The sequence below is a fragment of the Rathayibacter sp. VKM Ac-2759 genome (assembly GCF_009834225.1).
GTDB lineage: Bacteria > Actinomycetota > Actinomycetes > Actinomycetales > Microbacteriaceae > Rathayibacter.
Genome location: NZ_CP047176.1, coordinates 2,857,806 through 2,883,969, shown reverse-complemented (window position 1 = coordinate 2,883,969; position 26,164 = coordinate 2,857,806). Strand labels below are relative to the sequence as shown.

Sequence of the window (26,164 nt, the reverse complement as noted above, 5' to 3'; positions counted from 1 at the left end):
GAGCCACCCTAGCCCAGCGATCCTGCGACGACGCGGGGCCGGGGGCGGAGGGAGGCCCGGGCGAGCAGCCACTCGAGGGGACCCTGCCCGACGAAGCGGCGCCAGAGCAGGGCGAAGGCGACCGAGGAGACGACGAAGGCGGCGAGGAGGCCCCAGCTGCGCCAGGCGTCGAAGTCGAACGGCTCGTAGGGCAGCAGGTACACCGCCAGCGCCACGAGCTGCACCGAGTAGATCGTCAGCGGCATGGCGCCGACGGCCGCGATCGGAGCGGTGGCGCGGCGGAGGGCCGGGATCCGCGCCGTGAGGGCCGTGAGCGAGCCGATGGCCACCGCCGCGACTCCGCCCGCCCCGAGGAGCTCGGCGGTGGTGCTCGAGTGGGCCTCGACGCTCTCGGGGCCGCCGAGGATCAGGCCGCCCCCGTAGCCGAGGACGGCGGCCGCGAATCCGCCGAGGACCAGCCAGCGCTGCGTCGTCGGCGAGCGCACGTCGCAGCGGGCGACGAGCAGCCCCAGGACGACGTACGCGAGCCAGGAGGGCACGGGGTAGTACTGCGTGAGCCAGGTGAGCGGCATCCCGGCGAGCAGCGCCTGATCGGGGGTGAGCCCGGCGACCCAGTCGTTCCCCGAGACGGTGAGCTGGTCGACGACCACGGGCCCGATGACGGCGAAGAGCACGACGAGGGCCGCGAGGGCCGCCCGGGGGAGGAAGAGGAGGAGCGCGGCGACCGCGAACATCACTCCGTAGTGCGGCAGGATCACCGCGATCGGCGTCTCGAGGAAGGCGAGCAGCACCCCGATGACGAGCAGGTACAGGCCCCGCAGCAGGATCGAGGCGGTGTCGCGGAGGCGGTGCGAGGAGCGTCCGGCGCCCCCGGTCATCAGGCCGATCGAGACACCGGCCAGGACCGCGAACAGCACGGAGCTGCGGCCGTCCCACAGCATCTCGCGGCTCGAGGGGGCGAGGTGGGCGGCGAACATGCCCAGCACCGCGATCCCGCGCGCGACGTCGAGGCCGGCGATGCGGGAGGAGGAGCCGGAGGCGGTCACGGGATCCATGGTCTCAGGTGCTCCTGACATCGGGCGGGAACGACGACGGGCGCCCGACCCGGAGGTCGAGCGCCCGTCGGCGTGGTGAGGGAGGACTACTCGCGGAAGATCGCGACGAGTCGCAGGATCTCGAGGTACATCCACACGACGGTGACGAGGATCCCGTAGGCGCCCGTCCAGCCGTAGATGCGCGGGGCGCGGTTGCGCACGCCCTGCTGGATGAACTCGAAGTCCATCACGAGCGAGTAGGTCGCCAGCGCGATGGCGATGAGGCCGATCACGATGCCGATGAAGCCCGTGCGGAGGCCGAAGCCGCCGCCGACCCCGAAGAGGCCGAGGCCGAGGTTCACCAGCGAGAAGACCGCGTAGCTGATCATGCCGATGAAGAAGATCTTGTTCAGCTTCGGCGAGGTGCGGATCTTGCCGTTCATGAACAGCGCCAGGGTGACGCCGATCACGATGACGGTCGCGAGGAGGGCCTGGACGACCGCGCCCTCGTAGACGTTCTCGAAGATGCCCGAGATCGCGCCGACCGCGATGCCCTGGGTCGCGGCGTAGCCGAGGATCAGGGCGGGCGACGGGACCTTCTTGAAGGCGTTGACGATGCCCAGCACGAGCGCCACGAGGACGGCCGGGAGCATGAGCTGCGGGACGAACCAGCCGACAGCGGCACCTGCGAGGAGCACGACGAAGGCGAGGGCCGTCTTCGCCAGGGTGTCCTCGACGGTCATCCGGTCGGTCTCGACCGAGCTGGCGGCCGGACGGTTGTACATCTGGTCGAGAGCGTCGGGGGAGACGTCCGGGACGTCCTGCACGCGGCCGGCGTAGCCGCGGTTGCTGAACTCCGGGCGTCCGAACGCCGGGTTGCTGCTTGCCATGGTTCCTCTTCTCTCAGGTGCGCTGGTGTGCGACGGACTGCTCGTGATGGATCGGCCCGACGGAACTCGCGGTTCTGAGTCGCTGTGTGTACGGGTCCGCCGGTTCCCTCTCGGGACTTCCGACGGTGGATCAACAGTATCTGAGAACCTCTCTCAGAGTCTGGCTATTCCCCAAGAGAGAACCTCGCCTTCACCCGGAGTCTCCCCGCGCCGCCCGTAGGATCGCCGCATGCTCGCGCGCCCCACTCCGCTCGTCATCGGCCATCGCGGAGCGAGCGGCTACCGACCCGAGCACACCCGCTCCGCCTACGACCTCGCCCTCGCCCTCGGCGCCGACGCCGTCGAGCCCGACCTGGTCGCCACCCGCGACGGCGTGCTGGTGCTGCGGCACGAGAACGAGATCTCGGGGACCACCGACGTCGAGCGCCGACCGGAGTTCGCCGACCGCCGGACGACGAAGCGGATCGAGGGCCGCGACGTCACCGGCTGGTTCACCGAGGACTTCACGTGGGACGAGCTGTCGCGGTTGCGGGCTCGCGAGCGGCTCGCGGCGGTGCGACCCGCGAGCGCCACCTTCGACGGGCAGTTCCCCCTGCTGCGCTTCCGCGATCTGCTGGCGCTGCTCGACCGGGCGGCCGAGGACGCACCGGACGCGCCTCCGGGGCTCGTCGCCGAGATCAAGCACGCCGACTACTTCGACTCGATCGGCCTCCCCCTCGACCTGCTGATGCAGCAGGAGCTCGCAACGGCCGGCTGGTCGCCGCGCGACCCGCGGCTGACGATCGAGAGCTTCGAGAAGACCGTGCTCGAGCGCCTCGCGGTGCGGGGCATCGGCACGCGGAGGGTGTTCCTGATCGAGTCGCGGGGCACGCCGCCCGATCTCGTCGCGGCGCACGGCGCGCGGGCGACCCCGTACGCCGACTTCGTCACTCCCTCTGGTCTGCGCGGGCTCGCCGGCACGGTGGACGGCGTGAGCGTCGACAAGAGCATGCTCTTCGCGCGCGACGGCGCGGGCCGTGCGACCGGGACGAACTCGCTCGTCGCGGACGCCCACGCCGTGGGCCTCGAGGTCTACTGCTGGACGCTCCGCGCGGAGAACCGCTTCCTCGAGAAGGTCCACCGGAGGGGGAAGGACGCGGCCGCGTTCGGCGCGTGGCAGGACGAGTTCCGCGCGATCCTCCGCACCGGCATCGACGGCGTCTTCGCCGACCAGCCCGACCTGGCGGTCGAGATCCGCCAGTCGGAGCTCGACGCGCCCTCGGGCTGATCGGCCGCCTCCCGGCGCGTGCGGAGGCAACGGGGAGGCTCCGCTGGCATCATCGGCCCGACTGCGTCGTCGGCGCAGCGCCCGTCACCGCCCGAGCGAGAGGAGTCCGCCCGTGAAGACCCGTGCGCGCATCACCCGACGCTGGATCACCTTCGCCGTCCTCGCGGCCCTCGGAGTGGCGGCCGTGTACTGGCTCGCCGTGCTCACGCCGCAGGGCCAGGCCGCCGAGAACTCCGGGCTCCGCGGCGCCGATCTCGTCTTCGGCCGCGCGACGGGCACCGCCGCGGGCACGCTCGCCGACGTCACTCCGGCGTCCATGCTCGCCGGAGCGGTGCTCGTCGCCGCGATCGCCCTCGTCCGGAGGCGCCCCGCGCTCGCCCTCGCCTCCGTCGGCTCGATCGTGCTCACGGCGGGCCTGACCCAGCTCCTCAAGAACGTCGTGCTCGAGCGGCCGATCCTGGTCGAGACCGACGCCTGGTACACCGGCGGCAGCTTCCCCAGCGGGCACACCGCCGCGGCGATCTCGGTGGTGTTCGCCCTGGCGATGGTGGTGCCGGCCCGCGCGAGGACCGTCGTCCTCCTGGTCGGCGGAGCCGTCGTGGTGCTGGTCGGGAACCTGACGATGGCCGCCTCCTGGCACCGGGCGAGCGACGTGCTCGGCGCCGACCTCGTGGCGCTGGCGTCCGCCTCCGTCGCGTGCGCGTGGCTCTCGGGGCGGGCACAGGTGGGGCGGGCGCCGAAGCGGTCGACCCGCCGCGGCGTGAACCGCCTGCTCGTGGTCTGCTCGGTCGTCGTCGTGCTCGTGCTCGGCGCGCTCGCCGTGCAGGGGATCCAGTACTACCCCGACGACACGAAGGATCTGACGGCGTTCGCGCTGCTCCAGCTGCTCGCGGTGTCGACCTCGACGGTGGCGGTCGTGGGCTTCTCGGTGGCCTGGCGGGGGATCGACGTGGGCGGTTCGCTCACGGCACCCGTGCCGCGCCCGCGCTCGGCCTGACGCCGACTCCGGTGTCGGAGGTGCGATCTACACTCGAAGGGCCATGAGCTTCCTCTTCGATCCGAGCGATTCCCGCGCCACCCCCGTCGTCGTCGGCGTCCCCGCGCGCTCCGGGAGCGACGCTCCGCGCAGCGACCCCGCTCACGAGCAGCTCGTCGCGGGCCTCAATCCCCAGCAGCGCGAGGCGGTCGAGTACCGCGGCGATGCACTCCTGATCGTGGCCGGCGCCGGGTCGGGCAAGACGAGCGTGCTCACCCGCCGCATCGCGAGCCTCCTCGGCAACGCGGAGGCGTGGCCGAGCCAGATCCTCGCGATCACCTTCACCAACAAGGCCGCCGCCGAGATGCGCGAGCGCGTCGAGAAGCTGGTCGGGGCGAGCGCCGAGGGGATGTGGATCTCGACCTTCCACTCGGCGTGCGTGCGCATCCTGCGCCGCGAGGCCGAGAACTTCGGCATGACCTCGTCGTTCACCATCTACGACTCGGGCGATCAGCGCGCGCTGCTCAAGCGCATCGTGAAGGACCTGGAGGCCGACTCGCTCGGGATCACCGTCGCGAGCGCCTCCGCCAAGATCTCCAAGCTCAAGAACGAGCTCGCCGACGTCGACTCGTACGCGCGCACCGCGAACATGAGCGACCCCAACGAGGAGATGTTCCTCCAGGTCTTCCGCGCGTACTCGCGCGCCCTCGAGAGCGCCAACGCGTTCGACTTCGACGACCTGATCGCGCAGACGGTCTACCTGTTCCGCGCCTTCCCGCACGTCGCGGCCAAGTACCAGCGGCGCTTCCGCCACGTCCTGGTCGACGAGTACCAGGACACGAACCACGCGCAGTACTCGCTCATCCACGAGCTGACCCGGCCGGTCCCGCGGGCGACGATGGACGCCGCGCAGTTCGACCGGCCCTACCGCGGGCCGGTGACGGCCGACGGCTCGATCCCCGGCGCCTCGCTCACGGTCGTGGGCGACTCCGACCAGTCGATCTACGCGTTCCGCGGAGCCGACATCCGCAACATCGTCGAGTTCGAGCGCGACTTCCCGGGCTGCCGCGTGATCCTGCTCGAGCAGAACTACCGCTCGACCCAGAACATCCTCTCGGCGGCCAACGCGGTCATCTCGAACAACTTCGACCGCCGCGCCAAGAACCTCTGGTCCTCGAGCGGCGACGGCGAGAAGATCATCGGCTACACGGGCTACTCCGGCCACGACGAGGCCCAGTTCGTGGTCGACGAGATCGCGCGGCTGCACGCGGCCGGCACCGGCTACGACGAGATCGCGGTGTTCTACCGCACCAATGCTCAGACCCGTGCGCTGGAGGAGATCTTCATCCGCTCGGCGCTGCCGTACCGGATCCTCGGCGGCACCAAGTTCTACGAGCGCGCCGAGATCAAGGACGCGCTCGCCTACCTGATCACGGTCGCGAACCCGGCCGATGTGCTGGCGCTGCGGCGGATCATGAACACGCCCAAGCGGGGCATCGGCCCGGCGACGGAGGCGCAGCTGCAGTCGTTCGCCGACACCAACGGCGTGACCCTGCGCGAGGCCATGCGCAACGCCGGCTCGCTCGGCATGGGCCCGAAGGTGACGAAGGCGATCGTCGATCTGGCGACCCTCCTCGACGAGTGCGCGATGATGCTCGACCCCTCGCGACCGGAGGGCGAGGCGAAGGTGCACGAGGTGCTCTCGTCGCTGCTCAGCCGCAGCGGCTACATCGACATGCTGCGCGCCAGCCGCGACCCGCAGGACGAGGCACGCGCCGAGAACGTCGACGAGCTCATCGCCGTGACGAAGGAGTTCGCGCGCAACAACCCCGACGGCGGACTCGTCGACTTCCTCACCGAGGTCTCGCTCGTCGCGGCCGCGGACGACCTCGACGACGACTCCGGCACCGTCTCGCTGATGACCCTGCACACGGCCAAGGGCCTCGAGTACGACGCCGTGTTCCTCACAGGCATCGAGGAGGACCTGCTGCCGCACCGCATCTCGGCGAACGAGCCCGGCGGGCCGGCCGAGGAGCGGCGGCTCTTCTACGTCGGCATCACGCGGGCGCGCAAGCGCCTCTACCTCTCGCTCGCCATGACCCGCGCCCAGTACGGCGAGACCTCGGTCGCGATGCCGAGCCGGTTCCTCCAGGAGATCCCGGCCGAGCTGATCCAGTGGCGGCAGTCGCCCGGTGCGGCCACGTCGCGGGGCGGCACCCAGCCGCGGGCCCTCAACGCTCAGCGGCCGGGGTTCGGCAAGTCGCGCTCCAACGCCGAGTTCCGCGAGGCGCTCGCCGCGGCTCCGAAGGCCAAGGGCGAGTTCCCCAACCGCATCACCGGGATGGTCCGCGACAACGGCGATCTCGAGCTGATCGCGGGCGACCGCATCCGCCACACCGACTTCGGCGAGGGCCGGGTGAACGCGGTGACCGGCGAGGGCAGCAAGCGGGTCGCCCACGTGCTGTTCGACCAAGTCGGTGCGAAGAAGCTGCTGATCAAGGTCGCGCCGATCGAGAAGATCTGAGGTCGTGGCGGTGCCGCCGGTGAGCGGTGAGGTCCGTGGGCCGCTCGCGGCGCGGATCGCGACGGAGGCGTTCTCTCCGGCGGTGCTGGCCGTGCTCGTGCCGGTCGTCGTCGGCGCGAGGGTGGCCGATCCTCCGCTGCTCGGCGTCGCCTGGGGCGCGCTCGCCGCGCTGTTCGTCGGCGTGCTGCCCTACCTCGTGATCCGGCTGCTGATGCGCTCGGGCCGGATCCGCGGTGACCACCACGTGCCCGACCGGCGCGAGCGGGCGCTGCCCATCGGCCTGGCCCTGGTCTCGATCGCCGTCGGGCTGGTGCTGCTCGCCGCGCTCGGCGCGCCTCCGGCCGTCACGACGTTCGGCCTCGTGACCGTCGCGGTCGTCGTCGCCGTCGGAGTGGTCAACCTCGCCTGGAAGCTGTCGGGGCACGCCGCCGTCGTCGCGACCTGCGCGGTGGTGGTGCTGATCGCCTACGGTCCGTGGTCGCTGGTCGTCACCGTGCCGATCGCGCTGTGGACCGGCTGGTCGCGCGTCCGCCTCGGCGCGCACACCCCGGCTCAGGTGCTCGCGGGCGGACTCGTCGGCGCGGTGCTCGCCTCCGTCGTCTGGTCGCTGCTCGGCTGAGGGTCGAGCGGGGGATCAGGAGTCGCAGGCGATCCCGTCGCCGTCGTTGTCGAGACGGTAGGGATCGGCTCCCACCACGGTGACGGGACCTCGGACGTAGGCAGGCCCGTCCCCGGAGCCGCTGGCGCAGTCGACGTCGGATGCGATGGGGACGCAGGCACCGGAGTAGTGGGGATCGCACCCCGAAGCGGTGTCGGGCTCCGGTGCCGGTGCAGGGGGCGGGACCCTCGTCCCGACGCGAGTGACGTCGTCGATGGTCGCGGTGGTGACCGCCTCCGAGGTCTGCGAGCGCGAGACCTCGGCGCCGTCGTGCTTCACGACCTCGAAGGTGCGCGTGAGCACCCCGTCGACGCCGGCCGCGAAGGTGCTGGTGCCCTGGTCGGCGTTCGGGTCGTCCTCCGTGCGGGCCGCCCGCGGGATCACGACCGTCTCGGTGACCGTCTCGGTGGTGACGACCACGGTCGGCGTCGGCGTCGGGGTCGGAGTGGGCGTCGCGGTGCGTGCCGCCGTCGGCTGCGCGGCGGGGGCAGCGGGCACCTCCGGAGTCCGAGTGCTCGCGGCGACCTCGGTCTGCGCGACGGGCGCCGGGGCGGTTGCACCGTAGGCGGCCGATCCGAGGACGAGAGCGGCGAGGGCTGCGGCGACGGCGATGCCGGACGCTCCCCGCCTCCTCGGCAGCCCGAGCCAGGTGGGGCGGCGGAGGGCGACTCCGTACAGCGCGGTGACCAGGAGGATCAGCCCGGTCATGATGACGGCCGACCAGATCCCGCCCGTGAGCAGGCCGATCAGAGCGACGAACGCGGTCGCTCCGCCTCCGATCCACTGCAGGGGCGTGAGGCGGAGGCGCGTCAGCCGGTGGGAGCCCAGACGCAGCGGTGTGCGTCGATCCTGCGTCCGGCGGGCGGACGGCAGTGGGGGAGGGGTCTGGCGGGTCACAGGCGGGTTCTTCCTCGAGCGGGCTGAGAGCTGCCTCAGCATGCGTCACGCGCGCCGAATCGCCTGGCCCCCTTTCGGGGCTGGAGACATCCCGTCCACACGCCGGGAGCGCGGTGCGCGGCGGGCGGAGGCGACCGCGCGTGGCCCGCTGGGGCCGGGCTCAGGAGTAGCGCACGACGAGCTCGCGCTTCAGGACCTTGCCGCTCGGACCGAGCGGAAGCGCCTCCACGAACTCGATGCGACGCGGGTACTTGAAGGCGGCGAGGTGCTCGTTCGCGTAGGCGATCAGCTCGTCGGCGCTCGCCGAGGCCGAGGACCCGAGCACCACGGCGGCCAGGATCTCCTGGCCGTGCGTGTCGTGGGGGATCCCGAAGACAGCGGCGTTCGCGACAGCGGGGTGCCCGATGAGCACCTCCTCGACCTCGCGGGGATACACGTTGTAGCCGTTGCGGATGATCATGTCCTTCGTGCGGTCGAGGATCCGGATGTAGTCCTCCTCGTCCTTCGTGCCCAGGTCGCCCGTGCGGAACCAGCCGTCGACGACCGCCTCCGCCGTCGCCGCCGGGTTGCCGAGGTAGCCCTTCATCAGGTTGTGCCCGCGGACGACGATCTCGCCGAGTTCGCCGCGGGGGAGCAGTTCCACCCGGTCCGTCACCTCGGCTCGGGCGACCTCGACGTCCACGCCCCAGATCGGCGTGCCCACGGTGCCGGCCCGCGGCGGGACTCCGACGTGGTTGAACGTCGCGACGGGGGAGGTCTCGGTGAGCCCGTAGCCCTCGTAGATCTCGACACCGAAGACCTCGCGGAACCGCTCGATGACGGCGACCGGCAGCGCCGCGCCTCCCGACACCGCGTAGCGCAGCGGCGGGCGGTCCTCGCGCCGCGTCGCCGCGTCGAGCAGTGCCACGTACATCGTGGGGACGCCCTCGAACACGGTGCAGCCGTGCGCGATCATCGCCTCGAGCGCCGCGTCGCCGTCGAACTTCGGCACGAGCACCACGGTCGCCGCGGTGCGGAACGCCGTGTTCATCGCGCAGACCTGACCGAAGGTGTGGAACAGCGGCAGTGCGCCCAGCACGACGTCGCCCTGGTGCAGGTCGAAGGTGTTCATCAGCAGCACGTCCGACTGCGACACGATCGCGAAGTGCGTCCCCTCGGCTCCCTTGGGCCGGCCGGTCGTACCGCTCGTGTAGAGGATCGTGGCGGTGTCGAAGGGTGAGCGCGGCACGTAGCCGTCGATGGGCTCCGCCTCGGCGGCGAGGTCCTCGAGGCGCGGGAACGGAGTGCCGGCGTCCTCCGGCACCAGCACGCTCAGCACCGGTACGCCCGCGAGGGCCGCGCCGGCCGCGCCCTCGGCCAGGAGCGGCGCGGCGCAGACGAGGGCCTTCGCCCCGGAGTCGCGCAGGACGTACGCGATCTCGTCGTGCTTGAGCAGCGCGTGCACCGGCACGACGACCGCGCCGAGCGCGAGCACCGCGAAGTAGCCGCGCGGGAAGTCCGGGACGTTGGGGATCAGGAGGGCGACGCGGTCGCCCGGACCGATGCCGCGGGCGCGCAGCGCGCCGGCGTAGGCGCGGGTCTGGTCCCAGAGCGTGGCGTAGTCGACGGCGAGGGGGCCGACGCGGATCGCGATCGTCGTGGGGGTGCGGCGGGCCGCCTCCGAGAGGATCGCCGCGACCGAGACCGAGCCGAACCCCGTCGTGGGCGGGGGAGCGGCGGGAGCGTCGGCGGATCGGGTGTCGGTGATGCTCATCGGTGCTCCAGTCGTCGTCGACCACCGCGGGTGCGGTCCTCCACGGTAGATCCGGCTCCGCCGCCCTTCAAGCGCTGCGCACCGGATGCTCAGCGAGTGAGCGAGCGGTGCCGGAGGATCACGAGGGGGCCGGGGACCGTCAGCGCCAGGCTGTGGCTGACGGAGCCCAGCAGCAGACGGAGGAAGGCACCGCGGCCGTGGCTCCCCACCACGAGCAGCCGGCTCGAGGCGGCCAGCGCGGCGAGCCGCTCGACCGGATCGCCGCGCACGAGCATCGGCCGCACCTCGAGATCGGGGCACGTGTCGCGAAGGCCCACCAGCGACTCGGCGAGCACGAGGTTCTCGTCCTCCTCGATCGCGTCGATGACGATCCGCTCGACCGGCACCGAGTCGGCCCACGCGCCCGGCAGCTGCCACGCGTGCAGGGCGAGGAGCGGCTCGCCGAGGCGATCGGCCTCGGTCGCGGCGAGCCGGATCGCCTCGAGCGAGACCTCGGAGCCGTCGACGCCGACCGCGACGCCGACCCGGGGCTCCGCCGTCGCACCGGGGATCAGCGCGACGGCCGAGCGCGACGCCGCCGCCACGCGGATCGCGATCGGAGCGCTCACCGCGCCTCCGCGCCGGGCCAGCGGGTGGGCGCCGAGGACGAGCAGGGCACGGGCGGGCGCCGCGTCGGCGAGCGCGTGCACCGGCTCGCCCTCGAGCAGCCGCGTCCGGGTGCGCACCTCGGGGAACTCGGCCACGGCGAGGGCTCGCGCCTCCTCGAGGATCTCGCCCGCGAGCCGTCGGTGCTCCGCATCCGCGCCGGCGAGGCGGGCCCGCACCGGTTCGACCACCGTCACCAGATCGGCCGGCAGCCGATGGGCCCTCGAGAAGTCCAGCGCCCAGCGCAGGGCGTCGACGCTCCGATCCGAACCGCTGACTCCGACCACGACCGCGTCCATGGTGCGCCTCCTCATCGAGTGCCACGACAGGTCCATCCTCCTCTCCGGGGCGGCGGAGCGGGAGTCTCGATGTCCGGTCGCGGTCTCGACGTACAGTCGGAGCATGGGTGACGACGGTCGGCACTGGGGCGAGGCGGCCCTGTACACGGACGCGGTGGTGACGGCCCCGTTCGCCCTCGCGGTCATCGCCGAGGCGACCGGCTCGCGGGTGGTGGGCGGTCGCACGTCCGACGCGCACGTGCCCCTCTACAGCGGCCCGACCAGCGCGCGCGTCTCGGTCGCGGGCTTCGGCGACAGCGTGCCGATCACGGTCGACGTCCGCGATGAGCGCGGCCAGAAGGAGGCGCGCGCGGCGGCGCAGGCGCTCGGACTCGAGCTCGCGGCCTACGCGGGCTGGACCGTCACTCCCGGCTTCTGAGCGACTCGGCCCGCACCCGGGCCAGGTAGTAGCGGCTGGGTGCCGTCCGGACGGCCGCGGGCAGTAGGCGGTAGACCGCGAAGGTGCGCTCGAGGGCGCGCTCGAACCGCGCCTCCTGGCGCGGCGTCCAGCGGAAGCCGAAGCCGGCGCGGACGGCGGGCGGCAGGAGCCCGGCGGTCATCAGGCGGAGGTAGGGGCCGAACGGGCGCAGCCACCGGGCCGCGATGCCGCCGCCGAGCAGGTCGTGCGCGACCCGCCTCGCCGCGGGGGTGACCTCGAGGCGTGCGACCTCCGCCTCCCAGTAGGCGTCGAAGGCGGCGCGCGAGGCGGGCCAGAGCTCCTCGGGCATCTGCAGCGCCGTGCCGACGACGCGCGAGCGGTGCACGATCTCGTCGGCCTCCTCGGCGCTCAGCCGCCCGAAGGCCCCCTCGTGCAGCTGCAGCATCGACTGCGTGAGCGTCGCGGCCACCCAGCGCTGCAGCTCGGGGTCGAACGCGGTGTAGCCCGCACCGCGGACCGGCCCGTGGGCGCGGTTCACGCGCCTGCGCACGGTGCGGACGTCCTCCTCCGACCCGTAGTGCAGGGCGTAGAGGTAGCCGAGGGTGCCGTGGAGGCGGCCGAGGGCGCGGTGCGCGAAGTCGGAGTGCTCGGCGACGCCCGCGCCGACCGACGGATGCGCCACCTGCAGCAGGATCGCCCGCGCCCCCGCGACGAGGAAGACGCCCTCGCGGAAGACGTCGCGCTGAGCGGGAGGTCGGGCGGAGGAGGGCACCGTCCCACGCTACGCCGCGCGGGAAGCGCCCCGAGAGTGCGGAGTAGACTCGGCGCGGCCCAGGACCGTGCCGTCGCGCGCGGAGCTCCGGGCCACCTCCGGACTCGAAACGCAAGCGCGCTCGGCGCGGAATGGGAATGCAGCGTGGATCTCTTCGAATACCAGGCCCGTGATCTGTTCGAGAAGTACGGCGTCCCCGTGCTCCCGGGCATCGTCGCCGATACGCCCGAGGAGGTGCGCGCCGCGGCCGAGAAGCTGGGCGGCGTCACCGTCGTCAAGGCGCAGGTGAAGATCGGCGGCCGCGGCAAGGCCGGCGGCGTCAAGGTCGCGAAGACCGCCGACGACGCCTTCGCGGCCGCGCAGTCGATCCTCGGACTCGACATCAAGGGCCACGTCGTCAAGCGCGTCATGGTCGCCGGCGGCGCCCGCATCGACCGCGAGTTCTACTTCTCGGTCCTGCTCGACCGCGCCAACCGCTCCTACCTCTCGCTCACCTCCTACGAGGGCGGCATGGAGATCGAGCAGCTCGCCGTCGAGCGCCCCGACGCCCTCGCACGCGTCGAGGTCGTCCCCGGCCAGGGCATCGACCTCGCCAAGGCCGAGGAGATCGCCCGCGCGGCGAAGTTCCCTGAGGAGCTGATCGCCAAGGTCGCCCCCGTGCTCGTCACGCTCTACGACGTCTACACCGGCGAGGACGCGACCCTCGTCGAGGTGAACCCGCTCGTCCTCACCGAGGAGGGCGACATCGTCGCGCTCGACGGCAAGGTCTCGCTCGACGAGAACGCCGGCTTCCGCCACCCCGAGCACGCTGCGCTCGAGGACAAGGACGCCGCCGACCCGCTCGAGGCGAAGGCCAAGGAGAACGACCTCAACTACGTGAAGCTCGACGGCGAGGTCGGCATCATCGGCAACGGCGCGGGCCTCGTCATGTCCACGCTCGACGTCGTCGCCTACGCGGGCGAGCGCCACGGCGGCGTGAAGCCGGCCAACTTCCTCGACATCGGCGGCGGAGCCTCCGCCCAGGTGATGGCGAACGGCCTCGACGTGATCCTCGGCGACGAGCAGGTCAAGAGCGTCTTCGTCAACGTCTTCGGAGGCATCACCGCCTGCGACGCCGTCGCCAACGGCATCCTGCAGGCGCTCGAGATCCTCGGCGACTCGGCGACCAAGCCGCTCGTCGTGCGCCTCGACGGCAACAAGGTCGAGGAGGGCCGCGCGATCCTCGAGGCCGCCGCCAACCCGCTCATCACCCTGGCCGCGACGATGGACGAGGGCGCCGACAAGGCCGCCGCACTCGCCGCCGCGTAACGACCCCGACGACTCAAGGAATCAGAGAACAAGCATGTCGATCTTCCTCAACAAGGACTCCAAGGTCATCGTCCAGGGCATCACCGGCGGCGAGGGCACCAAGCACACCGCGCTGATGCTCAAGGCCGGCACGAACGTCGTCGGCGGCGTCAACGCCCGCAAGGCCGGCACGACCGTCACCCACGGCGACGTCGAGCTGCCCGTCTTCGGCACCGTCAAGGAGGCCATCGAGGCCACCGGCGCCGACGTCTCGATCGCGTTCGTCCCGCCCGCCTTCTCGAAGGACGCCGTCATCGAGGCGATCGACGCCGAGATCGGCCTCCTCGTCGTCATCACCGAGGGCATCCCGGTGCAGGACTCGGCCGAGTTCTGGGCCTACGCGCAGGAGAAGGGCAACAAGACCCGCATCATCGGGCCGAACTGCCCCGGCATCATCACGCCGGGCGAGTCGCTCGTCGGCATCACGCCCGCGACCATCACGGGCAAGGGACCGATCGGCCTCGTCTCGAAGTCGGGCACCCTGACCTACCAGATGATGTACGAGCTGCGCGACCTGGGCTTCTCGACCGCCATCGGCATCGGCGGCGACCCGATCATCGGCACGACGCACATCGACGCGCTCGCCGCGTTCGAGGCCGACCCCGAGACGAAGGCGATCGTGATGATCGGCGAGATCGGCGGAGACGCCGAGGAGCGCGCCGCCGACTTCATCAAGGCCAACGTCACCAAGCCGGTCGTCGGCTACGTCGCGGGCTTCACGGCTCCCGAGGGCAAGACGATGGGCCACGCCGGCGCGATCGTCTCGGGCTCGGCGGGCACCGCGCAGGCCAAGAAGGAGGCCCTCGAGGCCGCGGGCGTGAAGGTCGGCAAGACGCCGTCCGAGACGGCCGACCTCCTGCGCGAGGTCTTCGCGACCCTCTAGGCCTACCGCGGAGCTCCGCGGGGCGGTCTGCGGCGTTGTCCTCGGTTGCGATGCCTCCGGTATCGCGCCCCCCTCCGCCTTGCATCTCACCCCGCGGAGCTCCGCGGTCATCGGCCGAGGTCCGCTGCTCCGGCAGCGGGCCCCGGCCGATCCGTCGTTCCGGGCGGGCGCGGTAGCGTCATCGGGTGACCCGCCGCCTCGGACTCGACTTCCTGACCTTCGTGCCGTACCCGGAGGGGCCCGAGCGGCCCGGAGACGCGGCGCAGAGCCTCGAGGACGGCCTCGCGCTGTTCGAGCTGGCGGAGGAGCTCGGCTACGACACCGGCTGGGTGCGCGTGCGCCACTTCGAGCGCTTCCTGGCCTCGCCGATGACCTTCTTCGCGGCCGCCTCGCAGCGCACGCGCCGCCTCCGCCTGGGCACCGCGGTGATCGGGGCGCGCTACGAGTCCCCGGTGCGGCTCGCCGAAGACGCGGCGACCGTCGACCTGCTCTCGGGAGGCCGGCTCGACCTCGGCGTGAGCGGCGGCTTCGCCCACCTCTCCTCCGTCTTCGACGGCGTGTTCGGCCAGGCCGACCGCGAGTTCCGCGCCGAGGCGCAGGAGCGGATCGTGCGCCTGCGCGAGGCCCTCTCGGGGGCGACGCTCGGCATCGCCGAGTCGGCGCTGATGTCGGTGCCGGTCGGCGATCCGCTGATCCAACAGCCGCACGCCCCGGGACTCGCCGACCGCCTCTGGTACGGCGCGGGCACCACGTCGTCCGCGGTGCGCGCGGGCGAGCAGGGCATGCACCTCCAGGTCTCCACGCTCAACACGGAGGAGACGGGGCTGCCGTTCGCCGAGCAGCAGGCCGCGCAGATCCGCGCCTACCGCGAGGCCTTCGCCGCGGCCCACCCCGGCCGCACGTCGCGGGTGACCGCCGGGCGCATCGTCCTCCCGCTGCTCAGCGCGGCCGACGAGGAGGCGCACCGGCCGTTCATCGACGGCTACCTCGGGCGGATGGACGAGGACGGCCGCCCCCGCACCGCCGACCGCTCGATCATCGCCGCGCCGATGCGCTTCAGCCCGCTCCACCTCGGCGGTGTCGACGAGATCGTCGCGTCCCTGAACGCCGATCCGGCCCTCGCAGAGGCGGACGCCCTCACGATCACGCTGCCCGCGGTCGGCGGGGTCGAGTCGCACCGGAGGATCCTCCGCGCGGTCGCGGAGGAAATCGCTCCCCGCCTGCGCTAGCGGTCGCCGCGGCGCGCGGTCAGCCGCCACAGCGGCCGCTGCAGTGTGAGCAGCAGCAGCCACCACAGCCCGACCGCCGGAACGAGCAGCGCGAGCGCCAGCGCCAGCGACAGCAGGCCGAACGGGACGAGCGCGTGCGTCAGCCGCACCGGGCCGACTCCCTCGCGCAGCAGCCCCGGCCGACGCAGCAGTCGCCACTCGATCAGCACGAGTGCGCCGCTCATCACCACCATCGTGCCGATGTAGAGCCCGATGGTCGCCCGCGAGTCGGGCAGCTGCGCGAGCGCGCTCGTCGCGAACGGGAAGAACGCGATCGAGGCGAGCCAGAGCAGGTCGAGCCAGACCAGGCCCGCGTCGTAGTCGCGCGCGAGCTCGAAGACGCGGTGGTGCGGCACCCAGAACACGGCGATCAGGCCGAAGGACAGCGCGAAGGCGAGCAGCGAGTCGCGATGCTGATCGAGGAGCGCACCGACGCCTCCGCCCTCGCGCCCGATCTCGGGGGCGAGCTGGACGAGCGGCAGCACGAGGATCGTGATCGCGATGGCGACGGTGGCGTCCGAGAAGTTGACGAGGCGGTCGAGCCCGCGTTCCGTGCGGGTCTGCCGCAGCGCCTCCGACGCCCGGCCGCGGCGCACGAGCCGCTCGATCGGGCCCGACAGCAGGAGGAGGAGCAGGGCGAGCATGTTCACCGCCGGCACCGTCACGGCGAGCACCAGCGCGGCGGCGAGCAGCGCGATCACGATCACCGAGCGCGCGGAGGAGCGCAGTGGATCCACTCCCGGCACGAGCAGCTCGGGGTCGCGCCGGAGGATCACCTGCATCGCCAGGGTCGCCGTGCTCGCGACGATCATCGTCCCGATGTAGAGGGCGAAGACGCTCGGGTCGGTCTCGAACACGTTCGAGAGCAGGTTCGCGGCGAAGGGGAGCAGCACGATCGCGGCGAGCCAGACGAAGTTCGCCGTGACGAGCGCTGCGGAGTATCGCGCCACTCCCTCGAACACCGCGTGGTGCACCAGCCACAGCCGGCCGATCACCGCGAACGTGATGAAGAACGCCGAGAGCGTGCCCCAGTTCTCGGACAGCAGCGTCCCGAGGTCGGGGGAGCCGCCCTCCTCGACCACGTCGACGAGCGGGAGCACGAGGAAGGTGATCGCGATGGCGACGGTCGCGTCGGTGAAGTTGACGAGCCGGTCGAGCCCGCGCTCGGTCCGCCGGCCGTCCGATGCCCTCGTCATGCAGCGACCGTATAGGACACGGGCGCGCCCCGGAGCGTCCGGCCCCGACCCCGCCGCTAGGCTCGTCAGGCCCATGAACCGGATCACCGTCGCCCTCCTCGCCGCCTTCGACGCCGCGCTCTCGGCACTGATCGGGATCGCGATTCCGCTCGTCCCGCTGACCGTGCTCTGGGCGGTGCAGTACGACACCGCGATCGACTGGGGCGTCTTCTGGCGCATCGCCGCCGACTCCTGGCTGCTCGGCCACGGGGCCGACCTGCGGGCGAGCCTCGCCCCCGACTCACCGCTCGCCCTCGCGCTGCCGGGCGGCACGGAGGCGTTCACCGTCACCATCGCGCCCCTCGCCTTCGCGCTCCTCACGGTCCTCCTGGGCGCGCGCACCGGGCGGCGGGCGCAGGAGTCGCCGTTCCGCTTCATCGGCTTCGTCGTGGCGGTCGGCACCTACCTCCTCCTCGCGTTCCTGGTGAGCGTCGGCTCCTCGACCGGCGTCGCGTCCATCGACGTCGTGCAGGGCACGGTCCTGCCGGCGCTGGTGTTCGCGCTCGGAGTCGCGCTCGGTGCCGTGACCCACTCGGCGCGGAGCGGCGAGCCCGACCGGCTGGGCGAGCTCGCCCGCGAGACGCTCGAGCGGGTGCCCGCTCCCGGGCCGTCGCTGGTGCTCGCGTCGCTGCGGGGCGGGGCGCTCGCGGCGTCCGCCGTGATCGGGGTGGCCGGAGTGGTCGTGGCGGTCCTCCTCGTCGTGAACTACTCGTCGGTCGTCGCGCTCTACGAGGGCCTGGGCGGCGAGGCGCTCGGCGGCCTCGCCCTCACGCTGGGGCAGCTGGAGTTCCTCCCGAACCTCGTGGTCTGGGCGGCGAGCTGGCTCGTGGGCCCGGGCTTCGCGATCGGCGCGGGCTCGTCGGTCGGCCCGGCGGGAACGCTCCTCGGGCCGGTGCCCTCGATCCCGATGCTCGCCGCGCTGCCGCAGGGCGACCTCGCCTTCGGCTTCCTCGGAGTCCTCGTGCCGCTGCTGGCGGGCTTCGTCGCCGGCTGGCGGCTGCGCCGCGCCGTCATCGAGGGTCTCGACGGCCGGTCGCTGCTGCGCTGGGGGGCGGCCGCGGCGGGCGGCATCGGCGTCGTCGGCGGACTGCTGCTCGGCCTGCTCGCCTGGTTCTCGGCGGGGTCGGCGGGGCCCGGGCGCCTCGTGCAGGTCGGTCCGGATCCGCTCCTGGTGGGCGCGGTCGCGGCTCTCGAGCTGGCCGTCGCCGCGGGCATCGGGCTCGCCTCCGGACGCTCGTCGCGCGACTGACCCCCGGCCCGCGGGCCTCCTCTAGACTTGCGCAGTGCTGAAGTTGGTCGTACTCATCTCCGGCGGCGGCTCCAACCTCCGCGCACTCCTGGAGGCCTCGAGCGACGCCCACTTCCCGGCCCGCGTCGTCGCCGTGGGAAGCGACACCGAGGCCGAGGGGCTGCGCCACGCCGAGGCGTTCGACGTCCCCTCGTTCCTCGTCTCGCCGCACGCGTTCCCGACCCGTGACGCCTGGGGCGACGAGCTCCTCGCGTGCATCCGCGAGTGGGAGCCCGACCTCGTCGTCTGCGCCGGCTTCATGCGCATCCTGCCGCCCGGTGTCGTCGAGGCGCTCAGCCCGCGGATGATCAACACGCACCCCGCGCTGCTCCCGCTGTTCCCGGGCGCGCACGCCGTCCGCGACGCGCTGGCCGCCGGAGCCGTGGAGACCGGAGTGACGGTCCACGTCATCGACACCGGAGTCGACACCGGCCCGGTCATCGCCCAGGAGAGCCTCGCCGTGCTCCCCGGCGAGAGCGAGCACGCGCTGCACGAGCGCATCAAGACCATCGAGCGTCGCCTGCTGGTGCAGACGGTGCTCGACATCGCCCACGGAACCGTCGATCTCGAGGACCTCTCCCGCGCATGAGCATCACCGCACACGACCCCAGCAGCTACGACGACCGCGACGTCGTCCCCGTCCGCCGCGCCCTGATCTCGGTCAGCGACAAGACCGGGCTCCTCGAGCTCGCGTCGGCGCTCGCCGGCTCCGGCGTCGAGCTGGTCTCGACCGGATCGACCGCCGCGACCATCCGCGAGGCGGGCTTCGACGTCACCGACGTCTCGGCCGTCACCGGGTTCCCGGAGTCGCTCGACGGCCGCGTGAAGACGCTGCACCCTGCCGTGCACGCGGGCATCCTCGCCGACCTGCGCCTCGCTTCGCACCGCGAGCAGCTCGAGCAGCTCGACATCGCTGCCTTCGAGCTGGTCGTCGTCAACCTGTACCCGTTCCGCGAGACCGTCGCGGGCGGCGCCGACGCGGCGACCGTGGTCGAGAACATCGACATCGGCGGGCCGGCCCTCGTGCGCGCCTCGGCCAAGAACCACGCGAACGTGGCGGTCGTGGTCGACCCGGCCGACTACTCCGGTGTCATCACCGCCCTCGGCGCGGGGGGCACCACCCTCGCCGCCCGGCGCACCCTCGCCGCCCGCGCCTTCGCGCACACCGCGTCCTACGACTCCGCCGTCGCCGCGTGGTTCGCCGGCCAGGAGGCGGACGCCGGGTTCCCGGGCGCCGTCGAGATCCGCGGCACCCTGCAGCAGGTCCTCCGCTACGGCGAGAACTCGCACCAGAAGGCAGCGCTCTACGTCTCGCCCGACGGCACGGGCATCGCCCAGGCCACGCAGCTGCACGGCAAGGAGATGTCGTACAACAACTACGTCGACGCCGACGCCGCCGTGCGCGCGGCCTACGACTTCGTCCTGCCCGCTGTCGCGATCATCAAGCACGCCAACCCGTGCGGCATCGCGATCGCCGGCAGCAAGGCGATCGACCCCATCGCCTCCGCCCACCGCCGCGCCCACGAGTGCGACCCGGTGTCGGCCTTCGGAGGCGTCATCGCCGCCAACCGCCCCGTCACCCTGGCGATGGCCGAGACGGTCAAGGAGATCTTCACCGAGGTGCTCGTCGCCCCCTCCTTCGAGCCCGAGGCGCTCGAGGTGCTGAAGACCAAGAAGAACCTGCGCCTGCTGCAGCTGCCCGACTACTACGCGCCCGTCGAGACGGAGTTCAAGCAGATCTCGGGAGGCGTGCTGCTGCAGGAGCCCGACCGCTTCACGGGCGGCCCGGGCGAGGTCAGCTCGGGCTGGACGCTCGTCGCGGGCGAGGCCGCCGACGCCGACACGCTCCTCGACCTCGAGTTCGCGTGGAAGGCCTGCCGCGCCGTGAAGTCGAACGCGATCCTCCTCGCCAAGGGCGGCGCCTCCGTCGGCGTCGGCATGGGCCAGGTCAACCGCGTCGACTCCTGCCACCTCGCCGTCACCCGCGCCGGCGACCGCGCCCCCGGATCGGTCGCCGCCTCGGACGCGTTCTTCCCGTTCGCGGACGGCCTCGAGGTGCTCCTCGCCGCCGGAGTGAAGGCGGTCGTGCAGCCCGGAGGCTCCGTCCGCGACGCCGAGGTCATCGAGGCCGCCAAGCGCGCGGGCATCACGATGTACACGACGGGGGAGCGGCACTTCTTCCACTGAGCGCGCAGCGCTCAGAGGAAGAAGGTGCTCGTCTTCCACGCCGCTCCTCGCGCGGCATGGCGCAGTCGGCTCCCCAAGGTGGTCGCGATCCGCAGAGCGTCCTGCGTCGGTCGCCGCGTGAATCGCTTGGCACGCGATCCCCGCTGAGCGGCCTCTGGGGTGCTCGTTTTCCACGCCGCTCCCTGCGCGGCGTGGCGCGGTCGGCTTCCCAAGGTGGTCGCGATTCGCAGAGCGTCCTGCGTCGGTCGTCGCGGGAATCGCTTGGCACGCGATCCCCGCTGAGCGGCCCCCTCCCTTCGGGAGTCGCGGTGCGGGCGCGGGATCTCGTCGGTGCGCGTCGAGGCGAGTGCTCAAGAGTTGTCGTTCTCGAGTGTCGAGTGCGACAACTCCTGCGTTCTCGAGCGATGCGGAGGACGGGGCCCGGACTCGAGAGTCCAAGAGTTGTCGTCGTCGGTGTCGAGTGCGACAACTCCTGCGTTCTCGATAGACGCGGAGGGCGGGGCCGGATCCGAGAGTCCAGGAGTTGTCGTTCTCGAGTGTCGAGTACGACAACTCCTGCGTTCTCGAGAGACGCCGCGGGGGCCGGATCCGAGAGTCCAAGAGTTGTCGTTCTCGAGTGTCGAGTGCGACAACTCCTGCGTTCTCGAGCGGGCGGTGCGGATGCGCGCTCACAGCGGGCGGCAAGGTCGCGGCAAGGGGGCACACCGGTCGGAGCGCGTAGGGTCGCCGGGTGCCCTCCGACTCGACGCTCGCCTCCGCGCCCGCCCCCCGCCTCGCCCGCCGCCTCCTCACCGCCCTCGCCGCCGCCGCCGCGACGGCCGTCGCGGCCCACCTGAGCAACCTGCTCGCGTTCTTCATCGGCAACCAGCTGGCGGCGTCCTCGCTCCCGCAGGTCAACGCCTACTTCCTCCTCTCGAGCGCGCTCGCCTTCGTGGTGGTCCTCGTCCTCGCCGTCGCCGGGATGCTGAACCGGGCCTGGACCGCGGCGATCGCCGGTCTCGTCGCCGGCCTCGTCGGCGCGACCTTCGGCACCCTCGTGCAGGCGAGCGCGAGCGGAACGGCGATCACCGGGGAGGTCTGGGCGTCGATCGTCGCGACCTTCGGCGGGCTCAACCTCGTCTTCCTCCTCGCCTTCACCCTCGCGGCCGCGACCCTCGGGCACCGCATCGCGCGCGCCACCACTGCTCCGGCGAACGCGGCCTCGCCCCGCGCCCGCCGCATCGCCCTCGTCCGCGCCCCGGCGCAGAACCTCGACGCGGGCGAGCTCACGCACCTCGAGCGCGTGCCCGTCGACCAGGAGAAGGCGCAGCAGCAGTGGGAGGCGTACGTCGAGGCGCTCGACGAGGCCGGCTGGGAGACCGTCGAGGTCGCCCCCGCCCCCGCGATGGCCGACTCGGTGTTCCTCGAGGACGCCGTGGTCGTCTTCGGCGACCACGCCGTCCTCACCCGCCCGGGCGCCGAGTCGCGACGCGGCGAGACGGCCGCGGCGGAGGAGGCGGCGCTCGCCCTCGACCTCACCCTGCACCGCATCGAGGCGCCCGGGACCCTCGAGGGCGGCGACGTCCTCACGGTCGGCTCGACGGTCTACGTCGGGCGCGGCGGGCGCACGAACGCCGAGGGCATCGCCCAGCTCCGCGCGCTCCTCCGCCCGCTCGGTCTCACCGTCGTCGCCGTGCCGCTGACCCGCGCCCTCCACCTCAAGAGCGCCGTCACGGCCCTGCCCGACGGCACCGTCATCGGCTGGGAGCCGGTGGTCGACGAGCCGCGCCTGTTCCCGTCGTTCCTGCCGATGCCCGAGGAGCCGGGCGCCCACGTGGTCGTCCTCGACCCCGACACGCTGCTGATGGCGGCGTCGGCTCCGGAGAGCGCCGCGCTGCTCCGCGATCTCGGCTACACCGTGGTCACCGTCGACATCTCGGAGTTCGAGAAGCTCGAGGGCTGCGTGACCTGCCTCTCGGTGCGCGTGCGCTGACGGGAGCGCGAGGGGGAGACCTCGCGACACGGTGGACGCGACGCATAGCCGGGGTATAGCCTTCAAGGCTGCGCAGCGCCCGGGACGGGCCCGTGGCGATCCCACCCACCCCCTCCTCGCGAAAGCTCTGCACCGTGTCCGCACACACCCCTCCGATCGACGGCCCTCCGGTCGAGCCGAAGCGCCCGAGCACCCTGCGCACCCTGCTGCGACTGCTCCCGTTCGTCGGCGACGCCCTGCCGCGCCTCAGCGTGGGCATCGCGGTCGCCCTCGTCGCGAGCCTCGTCTCGCTGGCGATCCCGATCGTGCTGCAGCAGCTGGTCGACGGTCCGCTCGGCGACGGAGCCACCGCCGCAGGCTCCGGTGACCTCGGTCCGCTGATCGCCCCGGTCGGCATCGTGCTCGCCCTGGGCGTCCTCGAGGCGGTCGCCATCGCGCTCCGCCGGCGCATGGTGCTCACCCCGAGCACGCACATCGAGGCGCGGATGCGCGGCGCCCTGTACCGGCAGCTGCAGGATCTCCCGGTGTCGTTCCACGACCGCTGGCAGAGCGGACAGCTGCTGTCGCGCGCCATGAGCGATCTGAGCCTCACCCGCCGCTGGATCGCCTTCGGCTTCGTGCTGCTCGTCGTCAACACCCTGACGATCGTCGTCGGCTTCGGCGTGCTCGTGTACTGGAACCCGATCCTCGGCGTCCTCTTCATCGTCTGCTCGATCCCGGTCTGGATCTACGGCTTCGCCTTCGAGAAGCGCTACTCGAGCATCGCCCGCCGCAGCCAGGACCAGGCCGGCGACCTCGCCACGACGGTCGAGCAGTCGGTGCACGGCATCCGCGTGCTCAAGGCGTTCGGCCGGCACAAGCACGCTCTCGCGGGCTTCGCCGATCAGGCGGAGCAGCTGCGCGGCACCGAGATCGACAAGGCCAAGGCGATCGCGGGGATCTGGCTCGTCCTGCTCCTCGTGCCCGACATCGCGTTCGCGCTGTGCCTCCTCGGCGGGGTGTGGCTCGCCGCCGACGGCCAGCTGAGCGTCGGCGAGCTCTTCGCCTTCTTCGCCACCGCGACCGTGCTGCGCTGGCCCGTCGAGTCGATCGGCTTCCTCCTGTCGATGACCTTCGACACCCGCACCGCCGTCGACCGCTACTTCGAGGTCATGGACAGCAGGAACGCGATCACCGACCCGGAGTCGCCCGAGACGATCGAGCGCCCCCGCGGCCGCGTGCGCTTCCGCGACGTGCACTTCCGCTACCAGGACGCTCCCGAGCGCTTCCCCGATCTGCTCGACGGCGTCGACCTCGAGGTCGAGCCCGGCGAGACCATGGCGCTGGTCGGCGTGACCGGCTCCGGCAAGACCACGCTCACCGCCCTGCTGCCGCGCCTCTACGACGTCACCGGCGGAGCGATCGAGATCGACGGAGTCGACGTGCGGCGGATGCGGCGGGCCGAGCTGCGCTCGCACATCGGCATGGCCTTCGAGGACGCGACCCTGTTCTCGACCTCCGTGCGCGAGAACGTGCTCCTCGGTCGGCCGGACGCGAGCGAGGAGGAGCTGCTCGAGGCGCTCGAGATCGCCCAGGCGGGCTTCGTGCACTCCCTCCCGGACGGACTCGACACCACGGTCGGCGAGGAGGGCATGAGCCTCTCGGGCGGCCAGCGCCAGCGCCTCGCCCTCGCCCGGGTGATCGCGGCGCGTCCCTCCGTGCTCGTGCTCGACGACCCCCTGTCGGCACTCGACGTCGACACGGAGGCGCGCGTCGAGGCGGGCCTGCGCCGCGTGCTCGGGGACACGACGGCGCTGATCGTGGCGCACCGTCCCTCCACGGTCGCCCTCGCCGACCGGGTCGCGCTCCTCGAAGAAGGACGCGTCACCGCCGTCGGCACCCACAGCGAGCTGCTCGCGAGCAGCCCGCACTACCGCTTCGTCATCTCGAGCCTCGAGGAGGACGAGCTGAGCCGTCCGCCCGGCACGGAGCGCGTCGGCTCCCGCCCGAGCGGCGACGCCACCGACACCATCGACCAGGAGACCCGATCATGAGCACGCTCGGTTCGACCGAGGAGCGCGACGACCTCACGCGCGCCGAGTCCGCCCAGATGCGCCGCCGGTCGCTGCGACTGCTGGGGACGCTGCTGCGCCCCCTCCGTCTGCGGCTCGTCCTCACGGCGATCGTGGTCGTCGTCTCGACCGCCGCGCAGGTGGCCGGGCCCGCCCTGATCGCCCTGGGCATCGACAACGGGCTGCCCGCGGTGCTCGACGGCGACGCGACTCCGCTCGCGCTGACGGTCGGCGCCTACGTGCTGACCGGCGTGATCGGTGCCGTGCTGGTCGCCTGGTACACGGTGCTCTCGGCGCGGGTGAGCCAGGCGATCCTCATCGACCTGCGCAAGCGCGTGTTCCTGCACACCCAGAAGCTGAGCCTGGAGTTCCACGAGAACTACACGTCGGGCCGCATCATCTCGCGCCAGACGAGCGACCTCGACTCGATCCGCGAGCTGCTCGACTCCGGGATCAACCAGCTCGTGCAGGGCGCGCTCTACATGGGCTTCGTGGCGATCGCACTCGTGTCGGTCGACGGGGTCAGCGGGATCGTGCTCGCCTGCTCGCTCGTCCCGCTCGCGATCCTGACGCGCTGGTTCCAGAAGAGGTCGCAGGCCCTGTTCCGGGGGACCCGCGTGGCCTCCTCGCGCCTGATCGTGCAGTTCGTCGAGACGATGACGGGCATCCGCGCCGTGCAGACCTTCCGCGCCGAGAAGCGCAACGAGGAGGTGTTCGGCGGAGTCGTCGAGAAGTACCGGGTGGCGTACAAGAAGGTCTTCGGAGTCTTCGGCACCTTCGACCCGGGGCTCGTGCTGATCGGCAACGTGACCGTCGCGGTCGTGCTGTTCGTCGGAGGAGTCCGCGTGCTCGACGGCGGACTCGAGATCGGCGCGCTGCTCGCGGTGCTGCTCTACACCCGCCGCTTCTTCGACCCGGTGCAGGAGATGGCGATGTTCTACAACTCCTACCAGTCGGCGGCGGCGGCGCTCGAGAAGATCTCGGGCGTCCTCGCCGAGGAGCCGAGCGTGCCCGATCCCGCCCATCCGACGGATCTGCGCGAGGCGCGCGGGCACCTCGGCTTCGAGGGTGTGCGCTTCGCGTACACCAGCGACCGCGAGGTCCTGCCGCGCTTCGACCTCGACGTGCCGGCCGGCCAGACGATCGCCCTCGTCGGATCGACCGGCGCCGGCAAGACCACGCTCGCCAAGCTCATCTCGCGGTTCTACGACCCGAGCGACGGCGTGGTGACCCTCGACGGCGTCGACCTGCGTCAGCTGCACCCGAAGGATCTGCGGCGCGCGATCGTGATGGTGACCCAGGAGGCGTACCTCTTCTCGGGCTCGGTCGCCGACAACATCGCGATCGGGCGGCCGTCGGCGTCGTACGACGAGATCGTGGCGGCCGCGCAGGCGGTCGGCGCGGACGAGTTCATCCGGGCGCTGCCCGACGGCTACGACACCGACGTGAACAAGCGCGGCGGCCGCGTGTCGGCGGGCCAGCGCCAGCTGATCTCGTTCGCGCGCGCGTTCCTCGCCGATCCGGCGGTGCTCATCCTCGACGAGGCGACGTCGTCGCTCGACATCCCGAGCGAGCGCCTGGTGCAGCAGGGTCTGCAGACGCTGCTCGCCGACCGCACGGCGGTGATCATCGCGCACCGGCTCTCGACGGTCGCGATCGCCGACCGCGTCCTCGTGATGGAGCACGGCCGCATCGTCGAGGACGGCACTCCGGAGGCGCTCATCGCCGGCGCCGGGCGGTTCGCGACGCTGCACGCGGCCTGGCGCGACTCGCTGGTGTGAGGCCGCGGGCGGTCCGCGG

The 26,164-nt window shown here is 72.3% G+C and carries 21 protein-coding genes; 14 read left to right on the top strand and 7 right to left on the bottom strand.

Annotation, left to right across the window (positions count from 1 at the left end):
* Positions 1-8 precede the first annotated feature (8 nt).
* On the bottom strand, positions 9-1,055 hold the full coding sequence (locus tag GSU68_RS13370) for a DUF418 domain-containing protein (protein WP_159909111.1): 1,047 nt from the start codon (positions 1,053-1,055) through the stop codon (positions 9-11).
* An 86-nt stretch (positions 1,056-1,141) separates the two neighbouring features.
* A complete protein-coding gene (locus GSU68_RS13365) occupies positions 1,142-1,924 on the bottom strand; it encodes a Bax inhibitor-1/YccA family protein (RefSeq protein WP_159909109.1) in 783 nt (260 codons plus the stop codon).
* 229 nt (positions 1,925-2,153) lie between these two features.
* On the opposite strand from GSU68_RS13365, the gene GSU68_RS13360 reads away from it, so the two are divergent.
* From GSU68_RS13360 to GSU68_RS13345, 4 genes are all read left to right on the top strand, one after another.
* Positions 2,154-3,191 (top strand): glycerophosphodiester phosphodiesterase family protein, encoded by a 1,038-nt coding sequence (locus GSU68_RS13360; protein ID WP_159909107.1) that lies wholly within the window; start codon positions 2,154-2,156, stop codon positions 3,189-3,191.
* Between the two features lie 112 nt (positions 3,192-3,303).
* Entirely contained in the window at positions 3,304-4,188 is an 885-nt protein-coding gene (locus tag GSU68_RS13355; protein WP_159909105.1) for a phosphatase PAP2 family protein, read from the top strand.
* Positions 4,189-4,231: 43 nt separating this feature from the next.
* A complete protein-coding gene (locus GSU68_RS13350; protein WP_159909103.1) occupies positions 4,232-6,691 on the top strand; it encodes a UvrD-helicase domain-containing protein in 2,460 nt (819 codons plus the stop codon).
* Between the two features lie 19 nt (positions 6,692-6,710).
* Complete coding sequence (locus GSU68_RS13345) at positions 6,711-7,310, top strand: phosphatase PAP2 family protein (protein WP_244259281.1); 600 nt, start codon at positions 6,711-6,713, stop codon at positions 7,308-7,310.
* 15 nt (positions 7,311-7,325) lie between these two features.
* Here GSU68_RS13345 and GSU68_RS13340 read toward each other — a convergent pair whose 3' ends face one another.
* The 3 genes from GSU68_RS13340 to GSU68_RS13330 all read right to left on the bottom strand — a co-directional run bounded on the left by GSU68_RS13340 (position 7,326) and on the right by GSU68_RS13330 (position 10,943).
* Positions 7,326-8,246: a G5 domain-containing protein gene (locus tag GSU68_RS13340; protein WP_159909099.1), complete on the bottom strand. Its 921-nt coding sequence runs from the start codon at positions 8,244-8,246 to the stop codon at positions 7,326-7,328.
* Between the two features lie 160 nt (positions 8,247-8,406).
* The gene (locus GSU68_RS13335) at positions 8,407-9,999 is read right to left on the bottom strand and encodes a long-chain fatty acid--CoA ligase (protein ID WP_159909097.1); all 1,593 of its coding nucleotides are present in this window, start codon (positions 9,997-9,999) and stop codon (positions 8,407-8,409) included.
* A gap of 89 nt (positions 10,000-10,088) precedes the next feature.
* Positions 10,089-10,943, bottom strand: coding sequence for a universal stress protein (locus tag GSU68_RS13330; RefSeq protein WP_159909095.1), 855 nt, complete (start codon positions 10,941-10,943; stop codon positions 10,089-10,091).
* Between the two features lie 103 nt (positions 10,944-11,046).
* Between GSU68_RS13330 and GSU68_RS13325 the strand changes: the two genes are divergently transcribed.
* Entirely contained in the window at positions 11,047-11,361 is a 315-nt protein-coding gene (locus GSU68_RS13325) for a hypothetical protein (protein WP_159909093.1), read from the top strand.
* Here the strand turns inward: GSU68_RS13325 and GSU68_RS13320 are convergent.
* Complete coding sequence (locus GSU68_RS13320; RefSeq protein ID WP_159909091.1) at positions 11,345-12,133, bottom strand: oxygenase MpaB family protein; 789 nt, start codon at positions 12,131-12,133, stop codon at positions 11,345-11,347. The two genes, GSU68_RS13325 and GSU68_RS13320, sit on opposite strands and share 17 nt — an antisense overlap.
* A 144-nt stretch (positions 12,134-12,277) precedes the next feature.
* Here GSU68_RS13320 and sucC point away from each other — a divergent pair, with 144 nt between their 5' ends.
* The 3 genes from sucC to GSU68_RS13305 all read left to right on the top strand — a co-directional run bounded on the left by sucC (position 12,278) and on the right by GSU68_RS13305 (position 15,592).
* A complete protein-coding gene (gene sucC, locus GSU68_RS13315) occupies positions 12,278-13,441 on the top strand; it encodes an ADP-forming succinate--CoA ligase subunit beta (protein ID WP_159909089.1) in 1,164 nt (387 codons plus the stop codon).
* Positions 13,442-13,475: 34 nt separating this feature from the next.
* The gene (gene sucD, locus GSU68_RS13310) at positions 13,476-14,363 is read left to right on the top strand and encodes a succinate--CoA ligase subunit alpha (protein WP_056037124.1); all 888 of its coding nucleotides are present in this window, start codon (positions 13,476-13,478) and stop codon (positions 14,361-14,363) included.
* Between the two features lie 185 nt (positions 14,364-14,548).
* Positions 14,549-15,592: an LLM class flavin-dependent oxidoreductase gene (locus GSU68_RS13305; RefSeq protein WP_159909087.1), complete on the top strand. Its 1,044-nt coding sequence runs from the start codon at positions 14,549-14,551 to the stop codon at positions 15,590-15,592.
* Here GSU68_RS13305 and GSU68_RS13300 read toward each other — a convergent pair.
* The gene (locus tag GSU68_RS13300; protein ID WP_159909085.1) at positions 15,589-16,827 is read right to left on the bottom strand and encodes a TMEM175 family protein; all 1,239 of its coding nucleotides are present in this window, start codon (positions 16,825-16,827) and stop codon (positions 15,589-15,591) included. The genes GSU68_RS13305 and GSU68_RS13300 overlap by 4 nt on opposite strands.
* Before the next feature lie 73 nt (positions 16,828-16,900).
* On the opposite strand from GSU68_RS13300, the gene GSU68_RS13295 reads away from it, so the two are divergent.
* The 6 genes from GSU68_RS13295 to GSU68_RS13270 all read left to right on the top strand — a co-directional run bounded on the left by GSU68_RS13295 (position 16,901) and on the right by GSU68_RS13270 (position 26,145).
* Positions 16,901-18,115: a DUF6350 family protein gene (locus tag GSU68_RS13295; protein WP_159909083.1), complete on the top strand. Its 1,215-nt coding sequence runs from the start codon at positions 16,901-16,903 to the stop codon at positions 18,113-18,115.
* A gap of 34 nt (positions 18,116-18,149) precedes the next feature.
* Positions 18,150-18,743, top strand: coding sequence for a phosphoribosylglycinamide formyltransferase (gene purN, locus GSU68_RS13290; RefSeq protein WP_159909081.1), 594 nt, complete (start codon positions 18,150-18,152; stop codon positions 18,741-18,743).
* Positions 18,740-20,341 (top strand): bifunctional phosphoribosylaminoimidazolecarboxamide formyltransferase/IMP cyclohydrolase, encoded by a 1,602-nt coding sequence (gene purH / locus GSU68_RS13285; RefSeq protein ID WP_159909079.1) that lies wholly within the window; start codon positions 18,740-18,742, stop codon positions 20,339-20,341. Before purN ends, purH begins: the two co-directional genes overlap by 4 nt.
* A 730-nt stretch (positions 20,342-21,071) precedes the next feature.
* Complete coding sequence (ddaH, locus tag GSU68_RS20075; RefSeq protein ID WP_159909077.1) at positions 21,072-22,313, top strand: dimethylargininase; 1,242 nt, start codon at positions 21,072-21,074, stop codon at positions 22,311-22,313.
* 134 nt (positions 22,314-22,447) lie between these two features.
* On the top strand, positions 22,448-24,346 hold the full coding sequence (locus GSU68_RS13275; protein ID WP_159909075.1) for an ABC transporter ATP-binding protein: 1,899 nt from the start codon (positions 22,448-22,450) through the stop codon (positions 24,344-24,346).
* Positions 24,343-26,145 carry an ABC transporter ATP-binding protein gene (locus GSU68_RS13270; RefSeq protein WP_159909073.1) on the top strand — a complete coding sequence of 601 codons (1,803 nt, stop codon included), beginning with the start codon at positions 24,343-24,345 and terminating at the stop codon, positions 26,143-26,145. The genes GSU68_RS13275 and GSU68_RS13270 overlap by 4 nt, the downstream gene beginning before the upstream one ends.
* The last annotated feature ends 19 nt before the right edge of the window (positions 26,146-26,164 follow it).